This is a genomic window from Mesorhizobium sp. M0040, from assembly GCF_040323505.1.
Taxonomy (GTDB): Bacteria; Pseudomonadota; Alphaproteobacteria; order Rhizobiales; family Rhizobiaceae; genus Mesorhizobium.
In genome coordinates this window covers 25,165-48,432 of the sequence record NZ_JAMYVA010000034.1, presented here as the reverse complement: position 1 = coordinate 48,432, position 23,268 = coordinate 25,165, and the positions used below count along the sequence as shown (strand labels likewise).

The window sequence follows — 23,268 nt, the reverse complement described above, 5'->3', positions numbered from 1 at the left end:
TATAGTTTCAGGTGGATAGCTATCGATCGAGATAGTCGGCGATCTTCGATGTCCATTCGCCGTCGAAATGGCGGACATGTTCGGCGACGATCTCATCGCTCAGCAGGCTCGACAAGGCGGAAACCAGAACTGGTTCTATCTCTGGAGCCGAGCTAAATCCAAGAGCAGTCAAACGTTCGGACCAGGGCGGATGATCCGCGCTTTCCTTATCTGGCGCGTCCCAGGCCTTTTGCGCATATTCTTGCAGGATGGGAAGCCTCGACAGGTGACTGGCGGCCGCCAGAACTCTTTCAAGTGGTGGACGAGGCGGTACCATGGTGCCAAGCAGTTCACGTTTAAGCGGAATATACACTTGGTCATCGAAGAACGCACTGGCAGCACCGATCAGCAGCAGGGCGCGCGCCGTTTCATATGCATCGCCGGACATCGCTGCATGACGATCTGCGTCAATTTCCGCCCGCCGCGACAACCGTATTTCTTCGCGCTCCAGCGTGCGCGACAGCGGGCCAAGCATCCAGTAGAACAGGCTGCCCGAAACGGTTTTTCCCGGTGGGGCGAAGTCGAAGATTAGATCGAAGCTCTTTTCGAGTTCGGCCAGGTTGAGCCCGCCATTTGTATCTTTATTTTTCAGATGGGCGTCCTCATGGGCCAAGATCGCCGCAAACCCCTTTTGGTCGGTCGCTGCGAGCAGCGGCAGGCCCACGGTGAGAATTGCCCTGCGACCAAGCAGGCCCAGAAACGGCCGCTCTTCACCGATACTGGCGTTGAGATCGTCGCTCAGGATGATGCTCGTGCGGCTGGCGCGGTGTTTGCCGGCAATACTCTCCCAGACGGCCCACAATTTCGGGGCTGATTCCCGAGTAATCCCGTCCACCTTGCTGGGTCGAAAACCGGCGAACAATGTCCCGATCAACAGAACGATGGCCAGCATCGCAGCTGGGATCGCAACAACGCCAGCCGCGATGACGGCGAGCGGATGCCGGTCGAGAAACCAGAACCATAAGACTATTGGGCAGAACAGCGGCAGAGCGAAAAGCAGGACGGCAAGCCTGCCGAAGCGCGCTCCCATGTAGAGGATCAGGCGCGACATCAGCGCCTCACAGCGGAATGTTGTCGTGCTTCTTCCAGGGGTTTTGCATATCCTTGTTGCGCAGCATCCTGAGCGCGCGGGCGATGCGGCGGCGGGTCGAATGCGGCATGATCACCTCGTCGACATAGCCACGCTCAGCGGCAACGAAGGGGGACAGGAAGCGATCCTCGTAAGCCTTTGTGTGTGCTGCAATTTTCTCCGCGTCGCCGATGTCCTTGCGATAGATGATCTCGACCGCGCCCCTGGCCCCCATCACCGCAATCTGCGCCGTTGGCCAGGCATAGTTCATGTCACCGCGCAAATGCTTTGACGCCATGACGTCATAGGCGCCGCCATAGGCCTTTCTGGTGATGACGGTGATCTTTGGCACGGTCGCTTCGGCATAGGCGAACAGAAGCTTGGCGCCGTGCTTGATCAACCCACCATATTCCTGCGCGGTGCCGGGCAGGAAGCCCAGCACGTCGACGAAGGTGACGATCGGGATCGCGAAGCAGTCGCAGAAGCGCACGAAACGCGCCGCCTTGCGGCTGGCATCCGAATCGAGCACGCCGGCCAGCACCATCGGCTGGTTGGCGACGAAGCCGACGGTGCGACCCTCGATACGGCCGAAGCCGGTGACGATGTTTTTCGCAAAATTCTGCTGGATCTCGAAGAAGTCACCCTCGTCGGCAACTTTAAGGATCAACTCTTTGATGTCGTAGGGTTTGTTGGCATTGTCGGGGATCAGCCTGTCGAGCGACAGATCGTGATCGGTGACCGACTGGTAGCATTCGATCTCGGGAATTTCCGCCGTGTTGGAAGCGGGCAGCAGATCGATCAGCCGCCGCATCTGCAGCAGCGCCTCGACGTCATTGTCGTAGGCTCCGTCGGCGATCGAGGACTTCGTCGTGTGGATAGAAGCGCCGCCGAGGCTTTCGGCGGTGACCGTCTCGTTGGTGACGGTCTTCACCACATCCGGCCCGGTGACGAACATGTAGGAGGTTTCGCGAACCATGAAGATGAAGTCAGTCATCGCCGGCGAATAGACATCGCCGCCGGCGCAGGGGCCCATGATCAGTGAGATCTGCGGGATGACGCCGGAGGCCAGTACATTGCGCTGGAAGATCTCGGCATAGCCGCCGAGCGCCGCCACGCCTTCCTGGATGCGGGCGCCGCCGGCGTCGTAAAGGCCGATGATCGGCGCGCGGTTGCGCAGCGCCATCTCCTGGACCTTGACCACCTTTTCGGCATGGGCCTCGGACAGCGAGCCGCCGAACACGGTGAAATCCTTGGCGAAAAGATAGACCGGGCGACCGTTGACGGTGCCCCAGCCGGTAACGACGCCGTCGCCGGCGATCTTGGTTTTCTCCATGCCGAAATCGGTCGAGCGGTGCTCGACATACATGTCGAACTCCTCGAACGAGCCCTCGTCGAGAAAGACGTCTATGCGTTCGCGGGCGGTCAGCTTGCCCTTCTTGTGTTGGGCGTCGATGCGGGCCTGGCCACCGCCCATGCGGGCGATCTCGCGGCGGCGCTCGAGTTCCTTCAGCACGTCCTTCATGACCGGTCCCCAAAACGGAAAGCTGCATTGTGGTAATCATGCCCGCGAGAGAGCGCAAGCGCCGCTTCCTCATGGCTTTTGCTGCGCTGCAACATCAGGCCCCTTGCATTTCGATGGGAACTGGGCCATATGCGGCGGCATAGGCGCTTGGGCCGGGATAATCCGGCCTTCTCGACGAATGAGACTGGTTGCGTCTGTTTTCCCTCTTCCCGACAGATCGGCAAGGTGGCGAAAAAGCCCCGTGGCATGATGCCTGCGGGCACGACAGCGCAGCCGTGCGGACGATAATGTCCGCCCGCCTTGTCGTTTCATGACAATTTTCGACGGCAGGTTGCGCCCTGCCGCCCATTGATGTTTGCGGCCAGGAGCCGCATGAAAGAAGAATATTTTGACCAATGAAAACACTTTGACCGGTAGGGACACTGGGGAACTGAACGGTTTCGCCGCACTTGGAATTACCGGCGCACTGCTCAAGGCCACCAATGCCGCCGGCTTTACCGATCCGAAGCCGATCCAGGCCCAGGCGATCCCGCCGCAGCTCGAAGGCCGCGACATTTTCGGCATCGCCCAGACCGGCTCGGGCAAGACGGCGGCGTTCGCGCTGCCGATCCTGTCGAAGATCATCGCACTTGGCACCAAGCGCCGGCCGAAGACGGCCCGCGCGCTGATCCTGGCGCCGACACGTGAACTCGCGGTGCAGATCGAGGAGATGATCAAGCTGCTCGCCAAGGGCGCGCATGTATCGACCGCGCTCGTGCTGGGCGGCGTCTCGCGCTTCAGCCAGGTGAAGAAGGTTGCGCCCGGCGTCGACATCCTGATCGCAACGCCCGGTCGGCTGACCGACCTTGTGCGTGAAGGCGACCTGATGCTTGCCGACACCAAATGGCTGGTGCTCGACGAAGGCGACCGCATGCTCGACATGGGCTTCATCAACGACGTGAAGCGCATCGCCAAGGCGACGGCGCCGGACCGTCAGACGGTGCTGTTCTCGGCGACTATGCCGGCCGAGATCGCCGAACTGGCGAAAGGCCTGCTGAAGAACCCGATCCGCGTCGAAGTCGCTCCTCACAGCACCGCGGCAGCCGAGATCGTGCAGGGTGTCGTCTTTGCCCGCACCAAGCAGAAGCGCCAGGTGCTGGCCAACATGCTTGCCGATGAGGCGATGAGGTCCGTCATCATCTTCTCGCGCACCAAGCATGGCGCCGACAGGGTGACCAAGGATCTCGAGCGCGACGGCTTCAAGGCCGCCGTCATCCACGGCAACAAGTCGCAGAATGCCCGTCAGAAGGCACTCAACGATTTCCGTGAGGGTTCGGTGCGCATTCTCGTGGCGACCGACATTGCTGCACGCGGCATCGACGTGCCCGGCATCAGCCATGTGGTGAATTTCGACCTGCCGGACGAGGCGGAGAGCTATGTCCACCGCATCGGCCGCACCGGCCGTAACGGCATGGACGGCATCGCCATCACACTCTGCGACCCGTCTGAAAACAGCAAGCTGCGTCAGGTCGAGCGCATCATCCGCACCAAGCTGCCGATCGTTGCCGACCATCTCGGCAGCCCCGATCCGCAGCGCAATCCCGCCGAGAAGAACGAACGCAGCTTCGAACCGGCCAATGATCGCAACGACCACAATGGCCGCCGCGACGGCAGGCGGCCCGGCGGCGCAAACAACGGCTTCGGCAAGAAGCGGTTCGGCGACAAGCCGGCCTTTGCGGGCGAGCGCAAGCCGGAAGGCGCCAAGCCCTTCAAGGGCAATAACAAGCGCCGCTTCGGCGGCAAGCGGCCAGCAGCGCGGGCCGCATAATCTGACCGTGTTGCGGTCGGCCAAGTCTGGCTTGGTCACACACGATTGAAGAGGGCGACCGGAGCGATGCTTCGGTCGCCCTCTTGCTTGGGGGCCTTTGGTTCACTTTACCACCGCCTCGATCCACACGACGATCCGCTGCGCGAGGAAAGCCGTGGTCGATGGCGACAGCGCGTCGCCGGCAATGACGTGGTTGTCCGGGTCGCCGGTATCGTCGACCGGCACCAATTCATGTGCGGCGCCCCAGCGACCCGCAAGCACGATCGCTCGCCCATCACCGATCCTACTCGACTGGCGGCTTGCGGTCGAAATTCAGCGGCCGCGCATTCCAGCGGGTGACCGTGCTGATCACCCATCGGCAGAACGGCCTCGGCAGCATCCTGAGCAGCTTCAGCGTCCAACTCAGGCGGCGTGGGAAAGTGACTTCGAAGCCGCCGTATTCGATGCCTTGCGCGATGCGGCGCGAGGCCAGATTGACCGGCATCAAGCCCGGCATCGGCAGGAAGTTCTTTTCGGTCAGCCGCGTGTCGACAAAGCCCGGATTAATCACCTGGATGCGGACGTTCATCTTGTCGAAATCGTATTTCAGCGACTCGGCCAGGATATTGACCGCCGCCTTGGTGCCGCCATAGGCGGCGGTGGTGGGCCAGCCGAAATAGGCGGTAACCGAACCGATCAGCACGACATGGCCGCGCGAGCGCACGCGCATGCGTTCGATGACCGGCAGCAGGCCATTGATGATGCCAAAATAATTGACTTCGAAAGACCGACGGAAATTGCGCGCCACAAGATCCTCGCCCGGTGTTGCGATATAGCTTCCAGCGTTGAACACTGCCAACACGATCGGACCGAGATCTTTCTCGATCGCTGCAACCGTCTTCGCCATACGTTTTTCGTCGGTCACGTCGCAAGGATAGGCTGCGACACGGCCCGCCATCTGCGCCGTTTCGACGATGAGCGTATCGATCGGATGGTCATCTGGCGCAGTCACCGCGACGACATAGCCCCGAGCGGCAAGATCCTTGGCCAGCGAACGGCCGATACCGCTGCTGCCGCCCGTAATCCAGGCGACGCCATGCTTCGGATTGGCCCGATAGAGTGTCATGTTGCGCCCCGCCGGCTCTTCTTAGCCTGTGCTCTACCGGTGAAGAAATCGAATGAAAAGAGTGCTTTTCGGTACATGGTTGAAATGAATACCGGTCGGGCGCTCCTGGCTGTAGGAATTGCAGTGTGCGAAATGCGACTGGACCAGGCAAATTCTTGCCTTGAAACCGAAGCTTCGGGTTTCTAGGGTTTCGCCGCACCCACAAAGGAATCTCCATGCCCCGTTCTGTGATCGACGTGATCGGCAACACGCCCCTGATCCGCCTCAACAAGGCCTCGGAAGCAACCGGCTGCGAGATCCTGGGCAAGGCCGAATTCATGAATCCCGGGCAGTCGGTAAAGGACCGCGCCGGCCTGTTTATCATCCGCGATGCGGAGCAGCGCAGGCTGCTGCGGCCCGGCGGCGTCATCGTCGAGGGGACGGCCGGAAATACCGGCATCGGATTGACACTGGTTGCCAAGGCGCTCGGCTACCGCACGGTGATCGTCATTCCCGACACCCAGAGCCAGGAGAAGAAGGATACAATCAAACTGCTCGGCGCCGAGCTGATCGAAGTGCCCGCCGTGCCTTACAAGAACCCGAACAACTACGTGAAGCTGTCGGGCCGGCTGGCCGAGCAGATGGCGAAGAGCGAGCCGAATGGCGCGATCTGGGCCAACCAGTTCGACAATGTCGCCAACCGTGACGGCCATATCCGCACCACGGCCGAAGAAATCTGGAACCAGACCGACGGCAAGGTGGATGGTTTCGTGTCGGCGGTCGGTTCCGGCGGCACTCTGGCAGGCGTCGGTTTCGGGCTGAAGGCCAAAAACAACCAGGTCAAGATCGCGCTGGCCGATCCGCTGGGGGCAGCGCTCTATTCCTTCTACACCAGCGGCGAGCTGAAATCCGAGGGCAGTTCGATCACCGAAGGCATCGGGCAGGGGCGGATCACCGCCAACCTCCAAGGCTTTACACCCGATTTTGCCTTCCAGATCCCCGACGAGGACGCGCTGCCGATCGTATTCGACCTGATCCAGGAGGAGGGGCTTTGCGTTGGCGGTTCGACGGGCATCAACATTGCCGGCGCCATTCGCCTGGCGCGCGAGCTGGGCCCCGGCCACACCATCGTGACCATGCTTTGCGACTACGGCACGCGCTACCAGTCGAAGCTGTTCAATCCTGAATTCCTGCGCGAAAAGAAGCTGCCGGTGCCGGGGTGGATGGAGCAACAGAGCACGATTTCGGTACCGTTCGAAAGGGTTGCGTGATGGCGCACAAGACCGAAGCGCTGTTTCGTGACGACGCCTATCTGGGGACGGCCGACGCCACCGTCGTCGCAGTCAATGATCGCGGCGGCATCATTCTGGACCGGACGGTGTTTTACGCCACATCGGGCGGGCAGCCGGGCGACACCGGCAGCCTCGAACGCGCCGACGGCACCGGCATAGCGATTGCCGCTACGATCACCGGCGAAACCAAGGACGAGATCATCCATGTGCCGGCGCCGGAGCAGGCAGTTCCAAAGGTGGGCGAGCGCATGAGGCTCGCCATCGACTGGCCGCGGCGGCAGTTGCTGATGCGCATGCATTCTGCCTGCCACCTGCTTACCGTCGTCTGTCCGTTCCCGATCACCGGCGCCGCGGTTTCCGAGGACGACAGCCGTATCGATTTCGACATCCCGGACGCCGGCTTTACCAAGGAAGACGTGACGGCCAGACTGATGGAGCTGGTGCGAGCCGACCACCCGATCTTCACCCGGCTCATTTCCGACGAGGAACTGGCATCCAATCCGGGCTTGGTGAAATCCAAGAATGTGCGGCCCCCGGCCGGCACGGGAAGGATCCGATTGGTCTGCATCGGCGAGAACGCTTCGATCGACAGCCAGCCTTGCGGCGGCACCCATGTAAAGAGCACCAGCGAAATCGGCGAGATCCATATCGGCAAGATCGAGAAGAAGGGCCGCGAGAACCGGCGCTTCCGCATTCGCTTTGGTCCTATGCCGCCAGCCTGATATAGGACTGCGACGGACGGGACAGGAGAGAAAAGATGGCCGACGACAGTCCTTTCACCATCGATGCCGATTGGTTACAGAAGCGGCTCGGCGAACCCGGCCTGACGATTGTCGACGCGTCCTGGTATCTGCCGGCGCAAAAGCGTGACGCGCGCGCCGAGTACGACGTAGCGCATATTCCAGGCGCCCGCTTCCTCGACCAGGATGCGGTTTCGGACCCCGACGCGGCTCTGCCGCACACGCTGCCGTCGCCGCAGCATTTCGCGCAATATGTCGGCGCGATGGGTATTTCGGCCGATGACACGATTGTTGTCTATGACGGGCCAGGGTTCTTTTCTGCACCGCGCGCCTGGTGGTTGTTTCGCGTCATGGGCGTGTTCCAGGTCTATATACTCGACGGCGGCTTCGATCGTTGGAAAGCCGCCGGACGGCCGGTGACTGCGGAGCCGACGAAGATCGCGCCTTGCGTGTTTTATGCCAACTTCGATGCCGCCCGCGTCGCCAGCCTTGCCGACATGCGCCGGATCGTCGAGACGGGGGAGAGCCAGATCGCCGACGCGCGCTCGCCTGGCCGTTTTGCCGGCACCGAGCCGGAGCCGCGCCCCGGCATCCGCTCCGGCCATATGCCGGGCGCGCACAACGTGCCGTTTTCGGCGCTTTCGGAAAACGGCGAATTGTTGCCGAAGGACAGGCTGCGCAAAGTGATCGAAGGAGCCGGCATCGACCTGTCGAAGCCGGTCGTCACCTCCTGCGGGTCGGGCGTCACCGCGGCAGCCGTCACGCTAGCTTTGGAGACGCTTGGCCATGCCGACAACAGGCTTTATGACGGTTCATGGACCGAATGGGGCGGGCTTTCCGACACGCCTGTCGTGACGGGCAAGGACTGACGGTGATGGAAGACGGATCGCTGGAAGACATCGATGTCACCGTGACGTTTCTCGAAATGCATGTGCCGCCTGCCTATTCGCCGCCGCTGCCGTACAACCGCCAGATCGCGCTGCTCAAGACCAAAGACATTCCCCTGCATTTCTACCGCTATTTGATGGATCGGGTCGGCCGCAAATGGCACTGGGTCAATGTTTTGAGGCTGAGCGACGAGGAGCTTGCGGCGGGCATCCACCGCGAGGACCGCGACATCAGGGTGCTTTATCTGGATGGTGCGCCGGCCGGCTTCTTCGACCTCAAGCCGCATTTGCCGGAGGAAGTGGAACTCGCTTATTTCGGAATGATGGAGCACGCGACCGGGCAAGGCATCGGCCGCTGGTTCCTCGGTGCGGCAATCGCCGCAGCCTGGTCGCACGGGCCAAAGCGGGTGACGGTGCAGACCTGCACCCTCGATCACCCAGCAGCACTGCCGCTGTATCAAAAACTCGGCTTTACGCCAGTGGCGCAAAAAAAGGAGGTCGTACATCCGATGTCTTTTGCCGAGCGCGCGGCCAGCGTCATGCGGCCCTGATTTTCAGGCCCGTTCATCCGAGCTTCAGCTTGTCTTTGCAATGTCCCAGAGTCTCTGGATCAACACTCAAAGGCGAGCCCGACTTGAATGAGCTTGGCTCTTTCCATATCGCTATCGTCTAAAAATCGATGGGTGATGGAGGATCGCACGATGGCAATACGCGTGGTAATGGCCGGCGCGACCGGCTGGGTCGGCAAAGCGCTGGTTCCGGCGATCGGGGCGCAAGGCGACATGGCGCTGGCCGGGGCTGTATCACGCAGCGGCGCGGGGCAGGATTCCGGTCTGCTGGTTGGTATGCCGGCTAATGGTATTGCCGTTTCGGCCTCGCTGGCCGAGGCGCTGGAGGCGCCGTCGGACGTGCTGGTCGACTTCACCAAGCCGCATGTCGTGAAAGACCATGTGCTGCTCGCCATCGACAACGGACGGCACACGGTGATCGGCACGTCGGGACTGGGAGCTGCCGACTATGCCGAGATCGACGCCGCGGCGCGCGCCAATGGCGTCGGCGTTGTTGCCGCTGGCAACTTTTCCATCACCGCCACGCTGATGAAGCGGTTTGCACTTATGGCGGCAAAATACGTGCCGGATGTCGAGGTCATCGATTATGCTAGTGCAAAGAAGCCCGACGCGCCCTCCGGAACCGCACGAGAGCTTGCTGAAGCGCTGGCCGACATCCGCAAGGCCTCAACGGCAAAGCCGGTCTCCGAGGTCTCCGGCGTGCCGGCCACACGCGGTGGTGCGGTCGGCGCAGGCGAGGGGGTGCAAGTGCACGCGCTTCGCCTGCCGTCCTACATCCTGTCCTGCGAGGCGCTGTTCGGTCTGCCAGACGAGCGGCTGACCATACGCCACGACGCCGGCTCGTCCGCGGCGCCTTACGTGGCGGGCACGCTGCTCGCCATCAGACGGGTACAGCAGATCAAAGGTCTGGTTCGTGGTCTCGACGCGCTGATGGATTGATCCATTTCGGCAGGAATCGGGTGGGAAGCTCTGTCTTGCGAGCATAATTTCCGGTCGACGACACCGGAGATTTTGCCATGACGCTAAAATTCAAAGCCTTGCCAACCAATGCTGTCCGGGCACTTCAGCGCGGCGGGCCGGATGCTTATGGCTTGAAGCCAGAGCGGCAAATTTCGGATGGCGACGGCGTGCCTTGCCGTCATTGCTTGAAAAATATTGCTGTGGGAGAAGCCTATCTTGTTTTGGCCTATCGGCCTTTTCCGGAGCTGCAGCCTTATGCCGAAACGGGGCCGATCTTTCTGCATGCGAAAGAATGCGAACGCGCCGCCGAGGGGAAAATGCTTCCCGAAATGCTCGAAAGCAGCGATTACATTGTGCGTGGTTATGGCAAGGACGACCGCATCGTTTACGGCAGCGGCGGCGTCATTCCGACCGACGCAATTGCCGCACGGGCAGAGACGTTGTTCGAACGCGACGACATCGCTTACGTCCACATCCGCTCGGCGCGCAACAATTGCTATCAGTGCCGGATCGACCGCGCGTAACCGGACAGGCTGCACCGGCTTGGGGCTGTCGTACTCCCGTCGCATACAAGCGGTAGAAACACACTGTCGATCGATTTGCCGACCGCGGATGAACCGGCGGGAATTTTCGACAACCGAGGAAGCGGGGCTTTGGCTCCGCTTTTTTGTTGTCCGGTTATTCCGCGCGCCCGACACTTTTCAGTTTTTCGACATAAGAAAAAACCCGTCGGACGAATCCGACGGGCACTGGAGAGGCAGATTCGGACAGCTCAGGCGGCGAGAACGGCCTTCGGCTCGACCAGGTCGTAACCGAGCGCTTCGGCCACTGCGCGATTCGTGATCTTGCCCTTGTGGACGTTCAGCCCGTTGCGCAGATGGTGGTCGTCTACCAGCGCCTTGAGGCCCTTGTCGGCGAGCTGCAGGCCATAATGCAGCGTCGCATTATTGAGCGCGTGGGCCGAGGTGACCGGCACCGCACCCGGCATGTTGGCGACGCAATAGTGGATGACGCCATCGACCTCATAGGTCGGCTCGGCATGGGTGGTGGCGTGCGAGGTCTCGAAGCAGCCGCCCTGGTCGATGGCGACGTCGACCAGCACGGCGCCTTTCTTCATGCCCGACAGCATTTCGCGCGTCACCAGCTTTGGCGCTGCTGCCCCCGGGATCAGCACGGCGCCGACGACGATGTCAGCCGAAAAACATTCTTCCTCCAGCGCCTCGACGGTCGAGTAGCGGGTGTGGACGCGGCCGCCAAAGATGTCGTCGAGCTGACGCAGGCGCGGGATCGAGCGGTCAATGATGGTGACGTCGGCGCCAAGGCCGGCGGCCATCCGTGCAGCATGCAGGCCGACGACGCCGCCGCCGAGCACAGTGACCTTGCCGGGGAGCACGCCGGGCACGCCGCCAAGTAGCACGCCGCGGCCACCATTGGCCTTTTGCAGCGCCGTTGCCCCCGCCTGGATCGACAGGCGGCCGGCGACTTCCGACATCGGTGCTAGCAGCGGCAGGCCGCCGCGCTCGTCGGTGACGGTCTCGTAAGCTATTGCGGTCACGCCGGAGGCCAGCAGACCCTTGGTCTGCTCCGGATCCGGAGCAAGATGCAGATAGGTATAGAGGATCTGGCCGTCGCGGAGCTGAACCCATTCGTTGGGCTGCGGCTCCTTGACCTTCACGATCATGTCAGACTTGGCAAAAACGTCGGCGGCCGTTTTGGCAATCGTGGCGCCGGCGGCGCGATACGCGTTGTCATCGGCGCCGATGCCGGCGCCGGCGCCGGTCTCGATCAGCACTTCATGGCCATGCGCGACATATTCACGGACCGAACCCGGTGTCAGGCCGACGCGGTATTCATGGTTCTTGATTTCCCGGGGGCAACCGACGCGCATCTTTTTCTCCTGATCCGGCCCTTTTAGGACCTGTTCCCTGTCTAGAGATAGTGAACCACGAATCGTTCGGTAAGTGTTTGCGAATGCGCTTGCCAGAGAGGCCACTGTTCGATAATCGTTGCGCAAAACATTAGAATTCTCGCAGGAACCCGCAAAAATGCCGCTCGACAGGATTGATATCGCCATTCTCGAGACGTTGCAGAAAGACGGGCGGATACCCAACGCAGCGCTCGCCGAGAAGGTTGGCCTGTCGCAGTCGGCCTGTTCGCGGCGGCTGGACAATCTGGAGAAGTCCGGAACCATCCGCGGCTATCACGCACGGCTGTCCAACGCTGCACTTGGGCACCAGATGACGGCGATCGTGCATATATCGCTGTCCGGGCAATTCGAGAAGACGTTGTCGGATTTCGAGGCAGCGATAAAGCGCTGCCCGAACGTCCTGTCCTGCCATTTGATGTCGGGCGAATATGACTACATCCTGCGCATCGCAGCAAAGGATCTCGTCGACTACGAACGCATCCACAAGGAGTGGCTGTCGGCAATGCCGCATGTGACGAAGATCAATTCGTCTTTTGCCTTGCGCGAAATCGTCGATCGCACGGCTGTGGGAATGAAACCTGAACTCGCCTAGGCCCCGAACTCGCCTAGGTGTTGACTGCCTCGGTCACCACACGGTCCATCGGAATGTCGTGCGGCTGCGGGTAGATGGTGACGATGCGCTGCAGTTCGTAGCCGACGCCGATGACCAGCGGTTTGAAGGGCATCGCGGCAAGCGTGCGATCGAAGAAGCCGCCGCCATAACCCAGGCGAAACTGCCCGGGATCGATGCCGACGATCGGCGAAATGACGATGTCGGGCAACACCGGATCACCCTCGGCCGGTATCGGGATATTCCAGACGCCCTTCTCCAGCCGGTCTCCGTGGGCATAGGCGCGAAAGACAAGCGGCCGGTCTTTCTCGACGACGACGGGCATCGCCGTGCGCCCGCCCCGCGCGTTAACGGTTTCCATCCACGGGCGCAGGTCCGGCTCGCCGCGAAACGGCCAATAGAGGCTGACCATGCGGCCGGCGATGTCGCCGATCACCGCGTCGAGCCCTTCGGCAATGCGCTGCGACATGGCTGTGCGCGTGTCGGCCGAAACGGCAAGGCGGGATACGATCAACCGCTCGCGCTCGGCCTTGCGCCAGCGCCTTACGTCGGTCCAGTCGGATAGCGGCGCTTGGAACTCCGGATCGAGCTCGTGCATAAAACAAGGCGGCGAGGCGTACTGCGCTGGGTCTTCATCTTCATTCCTAGCCATGCTTCACCTGCAATGTACTATTCCAACCAAGTCGTATCTGGGACGTAAGCTATATCCGGGAATGAGTCTGCAGCATGCGTATTCACGACATCAAGAGACGAGTCCCAGGCAGTTGCAGCGCAGGCATTGCTGCACTGCACAACGATACTTACATCAGCCTTGGCGAGAGGGATGAGTGAGATGAACATAGCCAACCATCACGTCGTCGTCGTAGGCGCCGGTTTCGGCGGCCTCGAATTCACCCGCGCACTTGCCGGCGCGCCGGTGCGCATCACCATGATCGACAGGCGCAATCATCACCTTTTTCAGCCGCTGCTCTACCAGGTGGCGACGACGGCCCTGGCCACCTCCGAAGTGGCTTGGCCGATCCGCCATCTCCTGCGCAGGCGCAAGGACGTGACGACGCTGCTTGCCACCGTGACTGGCATCGACCGCACCGGCAAGCGGGTGCTGCTGCAGGACGGCGGCACGGTCGCCTACGACACGCTGGTGCTGGCCACCGGTGCGCGGCACGCCTATTTCGGCCATGACGAATGGGAGCCGTTCGCGCCGGGCCTGAAGACACTGGAGGACGCCACCACCATTCGACGGCGTATTCTTTTGGCTTTCGAGCAGGCCGAGCGGGAAACCGATCCCGCCAAGCGCCAGGCACTGCTGACGCTGGCGATCGTCGGCGGCGGGCCGACCGGCGTGGAATTGGCCGGCACCATTGCCGAACTGGCGCATGACACGCTGCGCGGCGAGTTCCGCAACATCGACACGCGGCAGACGCGTGTGGTGCTGATTGAGGCCGGCGACCGCGTTCTTGCCAATTTCGCGCCGGAACTCTCCGATTATGCAATGAAGGCGCTCGAACGGCTCGGCGTGACCGTCGAACTCGGCCGGGCGGTTACGCGCTGCGATGCCGAGGGTGTCGTCTTCGGCGACAGGCATTTGCCGGCCAGGACAATCCTGTGGGCGGCGGGCGTCGCCGCTTCGCCGGCCGCCGAATGGCTCGGCGCGGCAGCGGACCGCGCGGGCAGGGTGCTTGTCGAGCCCGACCTCACTGTACCGGGAAACCCGGAGATTTTCGTCATCGGTGACGTAGCGCACGTCCTGCGACCGGATGGCCGGCTGGTGCCGGGCGTCGCGCCCGCCGCCAAGCAGCAGGGACGGCACGTCGCCACGGCGATCAAGGCAAGGCTTGCCGGTGACGCGACACCGCGTCCTTTCAGCTACAGGCATGACGGCGATTTGGCGACGATCGGCAAGCGCGCGGCGGCCATCGATTTCGGCTGGATCAAGCTTACCGGCCGGCTTGCCTGGTGGCTATGGGGCTTGGCGCATATTTACTTCCTGATCGGCTTTCGTAACCGGCTTGCGGTTTCCCTGAGTTGGCTATGGATCTACTTCACCGGTCAGCGCAGCGCGCGGCTGATCACCCAGGGCGACGACGATAAGGGCTGATTGTTCGCTGCCGGACATTCATCGGCGCGTCACCTCCTCTTGATGGAATCGGCTTCTGGACTCGGCTGGATTTCGGCGCGAAGCTTTGCTTCGGGCAGGACTTGTCACGTCGTGGAAGGAAGAGAGAACGAATGTCCCAATTGCGCCACCTCGTCTCACGCCGCGATTTCCTCGCCGGCGTTGCCGCCAGCGGAGCGCTGATCATGCTGCACCCGTTCTCCGCCCGGGCTCAAGCCAATCAGGCGCATCTGAGGATTATGGAGACGACCGACATCCACGTGAATGTGCTGCCTTACGACTATTACGCCGACAAAGCTAACGACACGATGGGGCTATCGCGAACGGCATCGTTGATTGAAGCCGTGCGCAAGGAAGCAACCAACGCGATGCTGATCGATAATGGCGACCTTCTGCAAGGCAACCCGATGGGCGACTACATCGCCTACGAGAGGGGGATGAAGGATGGCGATCTGCATCCGGTCATGAAGGGCATGAACCTGCTCGGCTACGAATGCTCGACGCTCGGCAACCACGAGTTCAACTATGGCCTGTCGTTCATGGACAAGGTGCTGGCCGGTGCCAATTTCCCGTTTGTCTGCGCGAACCTGATCCGCGGCACGGAGCTCGCCGCGAACCCGCGCGACGACAAGCTTTATCTCAAGCCTTACGTCATCCTCGAAAGGAACATCAAAGACGGGTCGGGCACCGAGCAACCGATCAGGATCGGCATCATCGGCTTCGTGCCGCCGCAGATCATGGTCTGGGACCTGAAAAATCTCGAGGGCAGCGTCAAGACGCGCGACATCGTCGAGGCGGCCAAGGCGTGGGTGCCGCAAATGAAGGAAGAAGGCGCCGACATCGTCATTGCGCTCTCCCATTCCGGCATCGATGTGAAGCAAAGCGACATGATGGAGAATGCCTCCTTCTTCGTTGCCGGTGTCGAAGGTATCGATGCGGTGTTCACCGGCCACCAGCATCTGGTCTTCCCCGGCAAGAAGGACTTTCAGTCGCTGGACGCCGTCGATACGGCGAAAGGCACGTTGCAAGGCAAGCCCGCCGTCATGGCCGGCTTCTGGGGCTCGCACATGGGGCTGATCGATCTGTTGCTGGAGCGCGACGGATCGACGTGGAAAATCGTTTCGACGACCTCTGAGGCCAGGCCGATCTTTGAGCGGGTCGACAAGACGAACAAGCCGACCGTCGCGGACGACCAGCGCATCGTCGACGCGCTCAAACAGGACCACGAGGCGACGCTTGCCTATGTGCGCCGGCCGGTCGGCAAAACCTCGGCGCCGCTCTATTCCTACTTTGCGCTGGTCGCCGACGATCCATCGGTGCAGATCGTCAGCCAGGCGCAGACCTGGTACTTGAAGGACATCCTGAAGAACACAGAGTGGAAGGATATGCCGCTGTTGTCGGCGGCGGCACCGTTCAAGGCGGGCGGGCGCAACGGCGCCGACTATTACACCGACGTGCCGGTGGGCGATATCGCCATCAAGAACGTCGCCGACCTCTACCTCTATCCAAACACGGTGCGCGCCGTCGAAATCACCGGGGCAGAGGTGAAGGAATGGCTGGAAATGTCGGCCGGCATCTTCAACCGGATCGAACCGGGCAAAGCCGACCAGGCGCTCATCAACACCGACTTCCCGTCTTATAATTTCGACGTGATCGACGGCGTCACCTACCGGATCGACCTGTCGCAGCCACCGAAATATGATTCGAAGGGCGGGCTGGTGAATGCTGGCTCGACCCGCATCATTGACTTGATGTTCGACGGCAAACCAATTGGTCCCAAGCGGAAATTCGTCGTCGCCACCAACAACTACCGAGCCGGCGGCGGCGGCAATTTCCCGGAGATCAATGCCTCGAAGATCATCTACGAAGCGCCCGACACCAACCGCGACGTGATCGTGCGCTACATCGTCAGCGAAGGCACCATCAACCCGTCGGCGGACGCCAACTGGTCGTTTGCGCCACTACCGGGAACCAGCGTCGTGTTCGAGACCGGCGCCAAGGCGAGAGAGTTTATTGCGCAAGTGAAGTCGCTGACGATCGAGCCGGCGGGCGAGGGCGAAGCGGGGTTTTCCAAGTACCGCATCACGCTTTGAGGCAAGGATTTGAGCGTCGGCTCGAAACTGTCTCAGCGTTAAGATACTGTCCCGATACGGCCAATCCGTTTGAGACAGGGGGCCTCTTCAAGCAGGTGGTGCGAAACGCCGCTTGACGGCAGGCATGACCAGATCCAGCGCGTCCGTCGAAATCCCACCGGAATAATCGTGTGGCAGTTGGTCGATCGAGGCGGGAAGCGGTCGTCGAAGCCGAGCGGGGTTATCTTTCCAAGGCGCCCTGCAGCGGTAGCGCCATTCTGGCCAGCAAGCATCGCAGCGGACAGACCAAAGGCCGTTAAAAGGGTCCCAGCAGGGCCGGAATCACTATGGTTGCAAGCACCCATATGCGCTAGTTTTAGCCATGCGTTATGTCATCGTCATCACGACCGTCACCTTTTTCCTGATCTGGGACGGCATTTACAACCAAGGCCGTTACCTCGACAGGACGGTCAGGGAGGTGACCCGCATCGTGCACTATGTAACCAGCATGGTGTAGTTTCTCTTCGCTGCTACGGTTCGCAGACGCGACAAACCTGCCGATTGACGGCACGCTGCCGCTGACACAAAAGAACGCCGGTCCAACGGTCGAGGAGGCTGGGTTGATCCGGCATATCGTTTTCTTCAGCGCACGGCACAAAGCGGATGTCGAGGCAGTGCGCACGGGCCTCCTGACGCTTGGCAAGATACCTCATTCGCGTCATTTCGAGGTAACGCTCAACACCAAGGTCGACCCGCTCTCGGATGAGATCGATGTGGTCGTCTACGCCGAGTTCGAGGACGAAGCGGCGCTCGCCGCCTACAAGGCGCATCCGCTCTATGCAGAGACCACCAGCCGGGTCAAACCTCTGCGCGAATTGCGTTATTCGGCCGACATCGTTGCAAGTTGACGAGCCGCCGTCCCCTACGCGCTGATGTGGTCTTTCCGCTGAGGCGTCGGCCAAGCCCTTGAACCATTTTCAGGAATGAGGCACATCGCGCGGGACATGACAGAGAACACCCCCGCAAGCCCTCATCCGCTCGATCACTTGGTGTTGCCGACCGCGAGCCTCGATGTTGCGCGGGCGCGTTTGACCTTGCTCGGCTTTACCGTTGCGCCGACAGGTATCCACCCTTTCGGAACCGAAAACTGCTGTGTCTTTCTCACCGACGGCACCTATCTCGAGCCGCTCGCGGTCGCTGACCGGCAGGCCGCGGCAACGGCGATCGCGAACCGCAATGTCTTTGTCGTGCGTGATCGCACGTATCGCGAAGAAAACGGCGATGAAGGATTTTCTGCCGTGGCGCTGGGCACCGAAAGCGCCGCCGCGGACCACGCGCGCTTCATCGAAGCCGGCCTGTCGGCGGGAGACATGCTCAGCTTTTCGCGCGCCTTCGCTGATGCGACAGGAAAAAGCGACACCGCATCGTTCAAACTGGCCTTTGCGGCTACAGGCAAGGCAACGGACGCTTTTCTCTTCGCCTGCGAGCGGATCAATGCGCCGAACGTCGACCGCACTGCGTTGCAGGCCCACGCTAATGGCGCAACCGGCATTGTCGAAATCGTGGCAGTCAGTGGCGAACCCTTCGAACAACGCAATGTGATTTCGATCGCGGCTGGGATCAAGGCGCAGGGCGGCGGCACTGTCTATGAGCTGCCGAATGCCGTCGTGACCGTTCTGGATCCTGCAGCCTATTCGGCACGTTTCGGCATTCCTGCCGGCGCGCCATCTGAACTCCGCTTTGCTGGGATCGTCTTTTCGGTTAGGCACGGCGACACCGTCGCAAAGCTGCTTGCAGCCAATTCCGTCGAACACGACATACGCGGCGGTGATATCATCGTGCCGCCGGCGCCAGGGCAGGGCGCAGCCTTCATTTTCCTGGAGATCGCATGAACAAGCTCAATCCTCTGATGCCAAATTCTTCCGTTGCGATCGGCAAGGTCATTTTCGGCAACAGCGCGCCCCTATCGCTGATCGCCGGTCCATGCCAGCTGGAATCGCGGCAGCACGCTTTCGACATGGCCGGTGCACTGAAGGAATTGACGGAACGGCTCGGAATCGGGCTCGTCTACAAGACCAGCTACGACAAGGCCAATCGCACCTCGCTCGGCGGCACGCGCGGTGCGGGACTTGAAGCGGCAATGCCGATCTTCGACGATTTGCACAACAATTTTTCGCTGCCGATCCTGACCGACGTCCACACTGAGGAACAATGCGCGATCGTCGCGCCGCATGTCGACATTCTGCAGATTCCTGCCTTCCTCAGCCGGCAGACCGATTTGCTGATTGCTGCGGCAAGAACCGGCAAGGTGGTCAATGTAAAGAAGGGCCAATTCCTCGCCCCGTGGGACATGAAGAACGTCATCGCCAAGATCACCGGCTCCGGCAACGCCAATGTCTTGGTGACCGAGCGCGGCGCATCCTTTGGTTACAACACCCTGGTGTCCGACATGCGGGCGCTGCCGATCATGGCCGAGATCGGCGCGCCGGTGATTTTCGATGCCACCCATTCCGTGCAGCAGCCGGGTGGGCAGGGCGGTTCGTCTGGAGGCGACCGGCGCTTTGTCGAGACGCTGGCGCGCGCGGCCGTCGCGGTTGGCGTCGCCGGCGTCTTCATCGAGACGCACCAGGACCCCGACAACGCGCCTTCCGACGGTCCCAACATGGTGCCGCTAAAGGATCTTCCCGCATTGCTTGAACGGCTGATGGCGTTCGATCGCATTGCCAAAAGCGTGGGTTGAACCAGCAGTTGCGCCACAGCAGCGCGGCCAAGAAAACTTTGAAGAATTTCGAACCCGCCTGGAACCTTAGCCCGCGGCCCTCATTGTCAAAATCTAATGTCAACGACGACGAGGAGCACACCATGACGACCCAGACGGGACACACCGAAGCCATCGCCGCTTCGCGGGTTATCGGCACATCGGTCTACAATACGGAAGGCACTCATATCGGCGACATCGAGGACGTCATGCTCGACAAACTGTCGAACGGAATCATGTTTGCCGTGATCGGTTTCGGCGGATTTCTCGGCATCGGCGAGAAATACCACGCCATTCCGTGGGCGAGCCTTGACTATGATGAGAACAAGGGCGGCTATGTCGTGCCGTTCACCAAAGACCAGCTGATGGCCGCTCCTTCCTATTCGATCAACGAGCTGACCGGCGCCGACGGCGAGGCCGCGCGTGACGCCTCATACAACTACTACAAGGTCGAGCCTTACTGGCACTGACCTTACTGGCACTGACTAAGTCTCCTGGAATCAAAAAGGCCCCCAGGAAATCGGGGGCCTTTCGATGTGGCGGGATGCTACTGCGCAATCTGCAGGGCCGGCAAAGGCGACGATCCCTGCGGGGGTTGCTGATTGTCGCACGACGTCAGGAACGCAGCCGCGATCAGGAACAAACTCACAATACCGCTCAACTGGGACATGGCGAAACTCCTCCTGTTTCGCCCCGCGCGACAACAGCCATAAACCAGAAACCGGCATGCCGCGTATGACAAATGATGACAGCGCTTCGTGCTTCGTGAATCCGTAGCGCACGGGCAATATTTGCAAGTGCCCCGATTGCGTTTTGCGGCGCTTTGGCTAAGAGGTGCGCGACGCTTCAATCGATCAATCGGGGACATCGCAATGACGGCCATCATCGACATTGTCGGGCGTGAAATCCTGGACAGCCGCGGAAATCCGACCGTCGAGGTCGACGTCGTGCTTGAAGACGGCTCGATGGGTCGCGCCGCGGTGCCGTCCGGTGCCTCTACCGGCGCGCATGAGGCGGTCGAACTGCGCGATGGCGGCCCCCGCTATCTCGGCAAAGGCGTGCTCACGGCGGTCGAGGCGGTGAACGGCGAGCTGTTCGAGGCGATCGGCGGCATGGAGGCAGAGAATCAGATCCATATCGACCAGACCATGATCGAGCTCGATGGTACGCCCAACAAGAGCCGGCTCGGCGCCAATGCCATCCTCGGCGTGTCGCTGGCTGTGGCCAAGGCCGCGGCCGAAGCGGCCGACCTGCCGCTCTATCGTTATGTCGGCGGCACCAAGGCCCATGTGCTGCCGGTGCCTATGATGAACATCATCAATGGCGGCGCGCATGCCGACAACCCGATCGATTTCCAGGAATTCATGATCCTGCCGATCGGCGCGCCGACGCTACGCGACGGCGTGCGCTGGGGCTCGGAGATCTTTCATACGCTGCGAAAGAAGCTGAAGGACGCCGGCCATAACACCAATGTCGGCGACGAGGGCGGCTTTGCCCCCAACCTGAAGAGCGCGCCGGCCGCGCTCGACTTCATCATGGAATCGATCGAGCAGGCTGGCTTCAAGCCCGGCGAGGAGGTTGCGCTAGGCCTCGACTGCGCGGCGACCGAATTCTTCAAGGATGGCAACTACGTCTATGAAGGCGAGAGGAAAACCCGCGACCCGAAGGCGCAGGCCAAATATCTAGCCAAACTCGCTGCCGACTACCCGATCATCACAATTGAGGACGGCCTGGCCGAGGATGACTGGGACGGTTGGAAAATACTGACTGATCTCATCGGCAAGCAAACGCAGCTGGTTGGCGACGATCTGTTCGTCACCAACACGGCGCGGCTGCGCGACGGCATCCGCATGGGTGTCGCCAATTCGATCCTGGTCAAGGTCAACCAGATCGGCTCGCTTACCGAAACGCTCGACGCCGTCGAGACCGCGCACAAGGCCGGCTATACCGCGGTGATGTCGCACCGCTCGGGCGAGACCGAGGATTCGACCATCGCCGACCTCGCCGTTGCCACCAATTGCGGGCAGATCAAGACGGGCTCGCTGTCGCGCTCGGATCGCATGGCCAAGTACAACCAGCTCATCCGCATTGAGGAGGAGCTCGGCAAGCAGGCGCGATATGCCGGCAAGTCGATCGTGAAAAGCTGATTTCGAGAGAAAATCGTGGCGACGAGGGCGGGGACATTCCCGCCCTTTTTTGCTTCCAGGCTCTGAATCCAACAGGCTGTAACTGTCCATTAAGCACAATCGGGCGACAAAGGCGGCGTAGAGGATTCGGACCATGTGGACACGCCAGCACAAGCAAAGAAACACCGGCCGGCTGATCATCCCCTCGCTCTGCGTGGTGTTCCTGACTTATTTCGGTTTCCATGCCTATCATGGCGAGTTCGGCATCTATTCCAAGTATCAGCTCGAAGCTGAGACTGCCGAATTGCAGGGCAGGCTCGATGCCGTCAGGGCGCGCCGGATCGATCTCGAGCGCCGCGTTCAGCTGATGCATGAGGGCACGCTGGAGAAGGACATGCTGGACGAGCAGGCGCGCAAGGCGCTTAATCTGTCCCACGCCGACGAGATCACCATCATGCTGCCGGTCGCAAGATAACCTGATCTCAGTTAATCAGCGATATTTGCAATGATTTTAATTGCTTAGATGCATGACAGCCATGCGTTTTCGGCATGGCGAAAGCCTTCCCTGCATGTTAGCCTGCCTCAAATCGGTGGGAGAACTGATCTCCCTCGCTGTCCGCCAAGAGACGCCAACAGGGAGTGATGCATGGCCACCGCCACCAGAAAAGCGCCTGCCAAATCCAAATCAGACGGCAAGATGCCGGGCCTTTCCACCCCGAAGCCTGTTGAATTCACCAAAGACCAGGAGCTTGCCGCCTATCGGCACATGCTGCTCATCCGCCGCTTCGAGGAAAAGGCCGGCCAGCTTTACGGCATGGGCTTCATCGGCGGTTTCTGCCACCTCTACATCGGCCAGGAAGCGGTCGTTACCGGCATGAAGATGGCGCTGATCGACGGCGACCAGATGATCACCGCCTATCGCGACCATGGTCATATGCTGGCCATGGAGTTGTCACCGCGCGGCGTCATGGCCGAACTGACCGGGCGCCGTAGCGGCCTGTCGAGAGGCAAGGGCGGCTCCATGCACATGTTCTCCAAGGAGAAGCATTTTTACGGCGGCCACGGCATCGTCGGCGCGCAAGTGTCGCTCGGCACCGGCATTGCCTTCGCCAACCGCTATCGCGGCAACAACAATGTGACGCTGACCTATTTCGGCGATGGCGCGGCGAACCAGGGCCAGGTCTACGAAAGCTTCAACATGGCCTCGCTGTGGAAGCTTCCGGTGATCTACATCATCGAGAACAACCGCTACGCCATGGGCACCTCGGTCTCGCGCTCGTCGGCCGAGACGGATTTCTCGCACCGCGGCGCGTCCTTCAAGATTCCAGGCATCCAGGTCGACGGCATGGATGTGCGCGCTGTAAAGGCAGCCGGCGACCTCGCCGCCGAATGGTGCCGCGCCGGCAACGGGCCGCTCATTCTCGAAATGCAGACCTATCGTTACCGCGGCCATTCGATGTCGGATCCGGCAAAATACCGCTCCAAGGAAGAAGTGCAGAAAATGCGCTCCGAACGTGACCCGATCGAGCAGGTCAAAGCGCGGCTGCTCGACAAGAAATGGGCAAGCGAGGACGAGCTCAAGGCCATCGACAAGGAAGTCCGCGACGTTGTCGCCGACGCCGCAGAATTTGCCCAGAACGACGCGGAGCCGGATCCGTCCGAGCTCTGGACCGACATCGTACTTTAACGA

The 23,268-nt window shown here is 61.2% G+C and carries 24 protein-coding genes and 1 pseudogene; 18 read left to right on the top strand and 7 right to left on the bottom strand.

All coding sequences use genetic code 11. The features are described from left to right. Positions 1 to 19: 19 nt before the first annotated feature. Positions 20 to 1,090, bottom strand: coding sequence for a M48 family metallopeptidase (locus NKJ91_RS23920; protein WP_352457511.1), 1,071 nt, complete (start codon positions 1,088 to 1,090; stop codon positions 20 to 22). 7 nt (positions 1,091 to 1,097) lie between these two features. Further along, positions 1,098 to 2,630 (bottom strand): acyl-CoA carboxylase subunit beta, encoded by a 1,533-nt coding sequence (locus NKJ91_RS23915; RefSeq protein ID WP_352457510.1) that lies wholly within the window; start codon positions 2,628 to 2,630, stop codon positions 1,098 to 1,100. Between the two features lie 388 nt (positions 2,631 to 3,018). Here NKJ91_RS23915 and NKJ91_RS23910 point away from each other — a divergent pair, with 388 nt between their 5' ends. Further along, on the top strand, positions 3,019 to 4,437 hold the full coding sequence (locus tag NKJ91_RS23910; protein WP_352457509.1) for a DEAD/DEAH box helicase: 1,419 nt from the start codon (positions 3,019 to 3,021) through the stop codon (positions 4,435 to 4,437). A 102-nt stretch (positions 4,438 to 4,539) separates the two neighbouring features. Here NKJ91_RS23910 and NKJ91_RS23905 read toward each other — a convergent pair. Together NKJ91_RS23905 and NKJ91_RS23900 are read right to left on the bottom strand one after the other, a co-directional pair. Then, a pseudogene (locus tag NKJ91_RS23905) lies at positions 4,540 to 4,695 on the bottom strand (alpha/beta hydrolase); the annotation flags it as partial. 25 nt (positions 4,696 to 4,720) lie between these two features. Then, on the bottom strand, positions 4,721 to 5,542 hold the full coding sequence (locus tag NKJ91_RS23900) for an SDR family oxidoreductase (RefSeq protein ID WP_352457508.1): 822 nt from the start codon (positions 5,540 to 5,542) through the stop codon (positions 4,721 to 4,723). Positions 5,543 to 5,757: 215 nt separating this feature from the next. Here NKJ91_RS23900 and NKJ91_RS23895 point away from each other — a divergent pair, with 215 nt between their 5' ends. The 6 genes from NKJ91_RS23895 to NKJ91_RS23870 all read left to right on the top strand — a co-directional run bounded on the left by NKJ91_RS23895 (position 5,758) and on the right by NKJ91_RS23870 (position 10,493). Then, positions 5,758 to 6,792 carry a cysteine synthase A gene (locus tag NKJ91_RS23895; RefSeq protein ID WP_352457507.1) on the top strand — a complete coding sequence of 345 codons (1,035 nt, stop codon included), beginning with the start codon at positions 5,758 to 5,760 and terminating at the stop codon, positions 6,790 to 6,792. Next, positions 6,792 to 7,535 carry an alanyl-tRNA editing protein gene (locus NKJ91_RS23890; protein WP_023675105.1) on the top strand — a complete coding sequence of 248 codons (744 nt, stop codon included), beginning with the start codon at positions 6,792 to 6,794 and terminating at the stop codon, positions 7,533 to 7,535. The genes NKJ91_RS23895 and NKJ91_RS23890 overlap by 1 nt, the downstream gene beginning before the upstream one ends. Positions 7,536 to 7,570: 35 nt before the next feature. Continuing rightward, complete coding sequence (gene sseA / locus NKJ91_RS23885) at positions 7,571 to 8,422, top strand: 3-mercaptopyruvate sulfurtransferase (protein ID WP_023675104.1); 852 nt, start codon at positions 7,571 to 7,573, stop codon at positions 8,420 to 8,422. A gap of 5 nt (positions 8,423 to 8,427) precedes the next feature. Further along, the gene (locus NKJ91_RS23880) at positions 8,428 to 8,991 is read left to right on the top strand and encodes a GNAT family N-acetyltransferase (RefSeq protein WP_352448953.1); all 564 of its coding nucleotides are present in this window, start codon (positions 8,428 to 8,430) and stop codon (positions 8,989 to 8,991) included. Positions 8,992 to 9,141: 150 nt separating this feature from the next. After that, positions 9,142 to 9,948, top strand: a complete 807-nt coding sequence (gene dapB, locus NKJ91_RS23875; RefSeq protein ID WP_352448952.1) for a 4-hydroxy-tetrahydrodipicolinate reductase — start codon at positions 9,142 to 9,144, stop codon at positions 9,946 to 9,948. A 77-nt stretch (positions 9,949 to 10,025) separates the two neighbouring features. Next, positions 10,026 to 10,493 carry a DUF1203 domain-containing protein gene (locus tag NKJ91_RS23870; RefSeq protein WP_352457506.1) on the top strand — a complete coding sequence of 156 codons (468 nt, stop codon included), beginning with the start codon at positions 10,026 to 10,028 and terminating at the stop codon, positions 10,491 to 10,493. 248 nt (positions 10,494 to 10,741) lie between these two features. Here NKJ91_RS23870 and ald read toward each other — a convergent pair whose 3' ends face one another. After that, positions 10,742 to 11,857: an alanine dehydrogenase gene (ald, locus tag NKJ91_RS23865; RefSeq protein ID WP_023675100.1), complete on the bottom strand. Its 1,116-nt coding sequence runs from the start codon at positions 11,855 to 11,857 to the stop codon at positions 10,742 to 10,744. A gap of 157 nt (positions 11,858 to 12,014) precedes the next feature. On the opposite strand from ald, the gene NKJ91_RS23860 reads away from it, so the two are divergent. After that, entirely contained in the window at positions 12,015 to 12,488 is a 474-nt protein-coding gene (locus tag NKJ91_RS23860) for an Lrp/AsnC family transcriptional regulator (protein ID WP_023675099.1), read from the top strand. A 13-nt stretch (positions 12,489 to 12,501) separates the two neighbouring features. Here the strand turns inward: NKJ91_RS23860 and NKJ91_RS23855 are convergent, their stop codons facing one another. Next, positions 12,502 to 13,158, bottom strand: a complete 657-nt coding sequence (locus NKJ91_RS23855; RefSeq protein ID WP_352457505.1) for a 5-formyltetrahydrofolate cyclo-ligase — start codon at positions 13,156 to 13,158, stop codon at positions 12,502 to 12,504. A 180-nt stretch (positions 13,159 to 13,338) separates the two neighbouring features. Between NKJ91_RS23855 and NKJ91_RS23850 the strand changes: the two genes are divergently transcribed. The 7 genes from NKJ91_RS23850 (at position 13,339) to NKJ91_RS23820 (ending at position 19,922) form a co-directional block, all read left to right on the top strand. Beyond that, the gene (locus tag NKJ91_RS23850; protein WP_352457504.1) at positions 13,339 to 14,604 is read left to right on the top strand and encodes an NAD(P)/FAD-dependent oxidoreductase; all 1,266 of its coding nucleotides are present in this window, start codon (positions 13,339 to 13,341) and stop codon (positions 14,602 to 14,604) included. Positions 14,605 to 14,735: 131 nt separating this feature from the next. Beyond that, entirely contained in the window at positions 14,736 to 16,715 is a 1,980-nt protein-coding gene (locus tag NKJ91_RS23845; RefSeq protein WP_352457503.1) for a bifunctional 2',3'-cyclic-nucleotide 2'-phosphodiesterase/3'-nucleotidase, read from the top strand. Positions 16,716 to 17,076: 361 nt separating this feature from the next. Then, complete coding sequence (locus tag NKJ91_RS23840; RefSeq protein ID WP_292655342.1) at positions 17,077 to 17,211, top strand: hypothetical protein; 135 nt, start codon at positions 17,077 to 17,079, stop codon at positions 17,209 to 17,211. A gap of 103 nt (positions 17,212 to 17,314) precedes the next feature. Continuing rightward, a complete protein-coding gene (locus NKJ91_RS23835; protein ID WP_352457502.1) occupies positions 17,315 to 17,602 on the top strand; it encodes a Dabb family protein in 288 nt (95 codons plus the stop codon). Between the two features lie 96 nt (positions 17,603 to 17,698). Next, positions 17,699 to 18,586 (top strand): VOC family protein, encoded by an 888-nt coding sequence (locus NKJ91_RS23830; RefSeq protein ID WP_352457501.1) that lies wholly within the window; start codon positions 17,699 to 17,701, stop codon positions 18,584 to 18,586. Further along, the gene (gene kdsA / locus NKJ91_RS23825) at positions 18,583 to 19,434 is read left to right on the top strand and encodes a 3-deoxy-8-phosphooctulonate synthase (protein WP_352457500.1); all 852 of its coding nucleotides are present in this window, start codon (positions 18,583 to 18,585) and stop codon (positions 19,432 to 19,434) included. Before NKJ91_RS23830 ends, kdsA begins: the two co-directional genes overlap by 4 nt. A gap of 122 nt (positions 19,435 to 19,556) precedes the next feature. Then, a complete protein-coding gene (locus NKJ91_RS23820; RefSeq protein WP_023675091.1) occupies positions 19,557 to 19,922 on the top strand; it encodes a PRC-barrel domain-containing protein in 366 nt (121 codons plus the stop codon). 77 nt (positions 19,923 to 19,999) lie between these two features. Here NKJ91_RS23820 and NKJ91_RS23815 read toward each other — a convergent pair whose 3' ends face one another. Further along, entirely contained in the window at positions 20,000 to 20,122 is a 123-nt protein-coding gene (locus NKJ91_RS23815; protein WP_084642452.1) for a hypothetical protein, read from the bottom strand. Between the two features lie 202 nt (positions 20,123 to 20,324). Between NKJ91_RS23815 and eno the strand changes: the two genes are divergently transcribed. The 3 genes from eno (at position 20,325) to pdhA (ending at position 23,265) form a co-directional block, all read left to right on the top strand. After that, positions 20,325 to 21,599, top strand: a complete 1,275-nt coding sequence (eno, locus tag NKJ91_RS23810) for a phosphopyruvate hydratase (RefSeq protein WP_023675089.1) — start codon at positions 20,325 to 20,327, stop codon at positions 21,597 to 21,599. Between the two features lie 133 nt (positions 21,600 to 21,732). Further along, positions 21,733 to 22,053 (top strand): FtsB family cell division protein, encoded by a 321-nt coding sequence (locus NKJ91_RS23805; RefSeq protein WP_023675088.1) that lies wholly within the window; start codon positions 21,733 to 21,735, stop codon positions 22,051 to 22,053. Positions 22,054 to 22,275: 222 nt separating this feature from the next. Then, a complete protein-coding gene (gene pdhA / locus NKJ91_RS23800; RefSeq protein ID WP_245274631.1) occupies positions 22,276 to 23,265 on the top strand; it encodes a pyruvate dehydrogenase (acetyl-transferring) E1 component subunit alpha in 990 nt (329 codons plus the stop codon). Positions 23,266 to 23,268: the final 3 nt, after the last annotated feature.

Excerpts from the sequence above, each read along its gene's own strand:
- sseA (WP_023675104.1), top strand. The coding sequence starts at position 7,571 with ATGGCCGACGACAGTCCTTTCACCATCGATGCCGATTGGTTACAGAAG.
- NKJ91_RS23830 (WP_352457501.1), top strand. The coding sequence starts at position 17,699 with ATGACAGAGAACACCCCCGCAAGCCCTCATCCGCTCGATCACTTGGTG.
- NKJ91_RS23850 (WP_352457504.1), top strand. The coding sequence starts at position 13,339 with ATGAACATAGCCAACCATCACGTCGTCGTCGTAGGCGCCGGTTTCGGC.
- NKJ91_RS23815 (WP_084642452.1), bottom strand. The coding sequence starts at position 20,122 with ATGTCCCAGTTGAGCGGTATTGTGAGTTTGTTCCTGATCGCGGCTGCG.
- pdhA (WP_245274631.1), top strand. The coding sequence starts at position 22,276 with ATGCCGGGCCTTTCCACCCCGAAGCCTGTTGAATTCACCAAAGACCAG.
- NKJ91_RS23880 (WP_352448953.1), top strand. The coding sequence starts at position 8,428 with ATGGAAGACGGATCGCTGGAAGACATCGATGTCACCGTGACGTTTCTC.
- NKJ91_RS23855 (WP_352457505.1), bottom strand. The coding sequence starts at position 13,158 with ATGGCTAGGAATGAAGATGAAGACCCAGCGCAGTACGCCTCGCCGCCT.
- NKJ91_RS23870 (WP_352457506.1), top strand. The coding sequence starts at position 10,026 with ATGACGCTAAAATTCAAAGCCTTGCCAACCAATGCTGTCCGGGCACTT.
- eno (WP_023675089.1), top strand. The coding sequence starts at position 20,325 with ATGACGGCCATCATCGACATTGTCGGGCGTGAAATCCTGGACAGCCGC.
- NKJ91_RS23845 (WP_352457503.1), top strand. The coding sequence starts at position 14,736 with ATGTCCCAATTGCGCCACCTCGTCTCACGCCGCGATTTCCTCGCCGGC.
- NKJ91_RS23915 (WP_352457510.1), bottom strand. The coding sequence starts at position 2,630 with ATGAAGGACGTGCTGAAGGAACTCGAGCGCCGCCGCGAGATCGCCCGC.
- NKJ91_RS23820 (WP_023675091.1), top strand. The coding sequence starts at position 19,557 with ATGACGACCCAGACGGGACACACCGAAGCCATCGCCGCTTCGCGGGTT.
- NKJ91_RS23895 (WP_352457507.1), top strand. The coding sequence starts at position 5,758 with ATGCCCCGTTCTGTGATCGACGTGATCGGCAACACGCCCCTGATCCGC.
- NKJ91_RS23890 (WP_023675105.1), top strand. The coding sequence starts at position 6,792 with ATGGCGCACAAGACCGAAGCGCTGTTTCGTGACGACGCCTATCTGGGG.
- NKJ91_RS23805 (WP_023675088.1), top strand. The coding sequence starts at position 21,733 with ATGTGGACACGCCAGCACAAGCAAAGAAACACCGGCCGGCTGATCATC.
- NKJ91_RS23900 (WP_352457508.1), bottom strand. The coding sequence starts at position 5,542 with ATGACACTCTATCGGGCCAATCCGAAGCATGGCGTCGCCTGGATTACG.
- NKJ91_RS23920 (WP_352457511.1), bottom strand. The coding sequence starts at position 1,090 with ATGTCGCGCCTGATCCTCTACATGGGAGCGCGCTTCGGCAGGCTTGCC.
- NKJ91_RS23840 (WP_292655342.1), top strand. The coding sequence starts at position 17,077 with ATGCGTTATGTCATCGTCATCACGACCGTCACCTTTTTCCTGATCTGG.
- ald (WP_023675100.1), bottom strand. The coding sequence starts at position 11,857 with ATGCGCGTCGGTTGCCCCCGGGAAATCAAGAACCATGAATACCGCGTC.
- NKJ91_RS23860 (WP_023675099.1), top strand. The coding sequence starts at position 12,015 with ATGCCGCTCGACAGGATTGATATCGCCATTCTCGAGACGTTGCAGAAA.
- kdsA (WP_352457500.1), top strand. The coding sequence starts at position 18,583 with ATGAACAAGCTCAATCCTCTGATGCCAAATTCTTCCGTTGCGATCGGC.
- dapB (WP_352448952.1), top strand. The coding sequence starts at position 9,142 with ATGGCAATACGCGTGGTAATGGCCGGCGCGACCGGCTGGGTCGGCAAA.